The sequence below is a fragment of the Arenibacter catalasegens genome (genome assembly GCF_002909235.1).
Lineage (GTDB): Bacteria > Bacteroidota > Bacteroidia > Flavobacteriales > Flavobacteriaceae > Arenibacter > Arenibacter catalasegens.
Genome location: NZ_PHQQ01000064.1, coordinates 1 through 2,662 on the forward strand (window position 1 = coordinate 1; position 2,662 = coordinate 2,662).

The following is a 2,662-nucleotide window of genomic DNA, read 5'->3' on the forward strand; positions in this document are numbered from 1 at the left end:
CCTGACCATTTTTATCCGGCAAATCCAACCAAGGCCGGTTCTCCGAATGGCTCCGTAAAAACAACCTACTAGGGTCAATATCTTATACGTAGAGCACTTCTGCAACGGCCACGGCCGTTTTATGGAACCAGGCCTATTCACGAAAAAAAGTTAATTTGGCAGTGTTCGAATAATGTTGCACCCCATACCGAGAAAAATCTGCCAATGAATAAACAATTTAAAGTCATACTAATCTCAATGAGTGGTGTAAGAGTTTATAATAAACGATTGCTGGACTTGGGATTGACTTTACCCGGATTTGTAGAAAGAAGTGAAGTAATTGCAAGCCTTCCAAGTTTAGGTTTATTGACACTTGCAGCACACACGCCTGAAAACTGGGAAGTGATTTATAAAGAATTGGACTATTTTTCAGAAACTGAAATAATTGAAATAATCAATGAAAAGCCAGATATAATTGCACTTTCTTCATTAACTGCTAGGATAAATGAAACCTACAGATTAAGTCAAAGGTTCAGAAGTTTTGGAATAACGGTTGCTATTGGTGGCCTACATGTTTCCGCACTTCCAAATGAAGCACGGCAATATGCTGATATTGTAATTCAAGGGGAAGGAGAAATAATTTGGGAAACAATTCTTAATGACTATGAAAATGATGCTATAAAATCGTTTTATAGTTCGCTTTTAAATTCAAAATACACTTTCCACTTCAATTCTTGTAAAATACCAAAATATGAATTGCTTGACATTTCAAAATATAACAGGCTGACAATTCAAACTACTAGAGGTTGTCCATTAAATTGCAATTTTTGTGCAGCTTCTCGTACTATAAGCTCCTATAAAAAGAAATCAATTCAACAAATTGAAAAAGAATTGATCAAAATTAATGAGGTTTGGGATAGGCCTTTTATTGAATTAGCGGATGACAATACATTTATTGACAAAAAATGGTCAAAAGAGCTGTTGACTTTGTTTGGGAAATATAAAATGAAATGGTTTACTGAAACTGATATTTCTATCGCGTATAATGACGAACTATTGGAGCTATTGGCAAAATCTAATTGTGCCCAAATTTTAATTGGGTTTGAAACAGCCAATAAAAATGGCTTGAACGGAATTGATAGGGGGAATTGGAAATATAAGCAATTTGACAAATACCTGAAAGCGATTGACAAAATCCAGTCCTATGGTATTTCAGTTAATGGCTGTTTTATTCTTGGTTTTGACACGGACACGAAAGAAACATTTAAAGAAACTGAGCAGTTTATAGTTGATAGTAACTTATCCGAGGTTCAGATAACCTTGTTAACACCGTTTCCCGGAACAGAATTATATAACCAATTAAAAAGTGAAGGAAGATTATTGTCAGACAACTATTGGGACAAATGCACGTTATTTGATGTAAATTTTATTCCGAAAAACTTTTCAGTTTTGGAACTGGAAGCGGAGTTTGAAAATTTAATGAAAAATGTCTATTCAAAAAATCGAGTTGCAGATAGAAAAAAACAATTTAAGAAAACACTGTTGAACAAAAGAAAAACCAATATAAATGGGTCCATTTAGTACTTTAATTAAACTGTTGACTTTTAAGCTGACCAGAGAAGAAATGTTACAATTTAATATGAAACATTTCTATTTAGGGTTAATTGGCACTTGGTTAGTGGGTATTGGACGTTATTGGGATGATAGTGGGGCAAATCTATTACAACACTTAGGCTTAGGTTCTGTTATCTACATATTTGTATTGGCATTGTTCATTTGGATAATTCTGATCCCTTTCAAAATCGATAATTGGAACTATTTTATAGTGTTGACTTTTATTGGCCTTACTTCATTTCCAGCAATTTTTTACGCCATTCCTGTAGAGAAATTTTTATCGATTGAAACCTCAAATACAATAAATGTGTGGTTTCTTGCAATTGTTGCGGCTTGGAGATTAGCCTTGCTTTATTATTTTTTAAAGCATTTCACCAAATTAAGTATTCTCAATATTATTACCGTTACATTAATGCCAATTTGCATCATAATATCAATATTAACTTTATTGAATTTACATAGGGTAGTTTTTAATATTATGGGAGGAATGAGGAGCCCAACACCGCATGACGGCTCTTATATGGTATTAATGATATTAACTGGAATATCATTATTTTTATCAATTCCATTATTGATATCATACGTATTTGGAATTTATAAGAGGGGAAATGAAATAGAAAATAAATGAAGTATGAAAGCACAAAATAGGTGCCGTTGCATAGGCCTATAATTTTTAATATAGCGATATTGAAAACTGCGTTATAAGTCCATTTAGTTTTAAATGATATGGCGCCCCTCATTTTTAATGCCCCGCAACTGGATGGTTTTTATATGATAGTGCCAAATGAGGCTTCCCTCCCCGGATCTCACTGTTTTCCAGTAGACCACTATTCATTTTATTGGTTTTCTAGTCAAAAGATCTAAAATCTCGATTATTTGGACAGTTCCATAAAAAGAACCTTTTTTGGAACAGTCCCCTTTTTTAAAATTGTTTCGTTAATTGACCGTGGCCGTTGCAGAACTCCAATAAACATCAATTTTTGCTTTTATAAATGTGTGGAAATGCGTAAATTAAAGGTATGCAAGGCAGAAAGAACTATACCGAAAAACTGTTCCTCAGCTTCCAGTT

General features: G+C 33.5%; 2 protein-coding genes. Both read left to right on the forward strand.

All coding sequences use genetic code 11. The annotated features are described in order from the left end of the window. The first annotated feature begins 204 nt into the window (after positions 1-204). Positions 205-1,560 (forward strand): B12-binding domain-containing radical SAM protein, encoded by a 1,356-nt coding sequence (locus CWD90_RS22790; RefSeq protein WP_103478353.1) that lies wholly within the window; start codon positions 205-207, stop codon positions 1,558-1,560. Then, positions 1,547-2,221 (forward strand): hypothetical protein, encoded by a 675-nt coding sequence (locus tag CWD90_RS22795; protein ID WP_103478354.1) that lies wholly within the window; start codon positions 1,547-1,549, stop codon positions 2,219-2,221. The genes CWD90_RS22790 and CWD90_RS22795 overlap by 14 nt, the downstream gene beginning before the upstream one ends. Positions 2,222-2,662: the final 441 nt, after the last annotated feature.

Excerpts from the sequence above, each read along its gene's own strand:
- CWD90_RS22790 (WP_103478353.1), top strand. The coding sequence starts at position 205 with ATGAATAAACAATTTAAAGTCATACTAATCTCAATGAGTGGTGTAAGA.
- CWD90_RS22795 (WP_103478354.1), top strand. The coding sequence starts at position 1,547 with ATGGGTCCATTTAGTACTTTAATTAAACTGTTGACTTTTAAGCTGACC.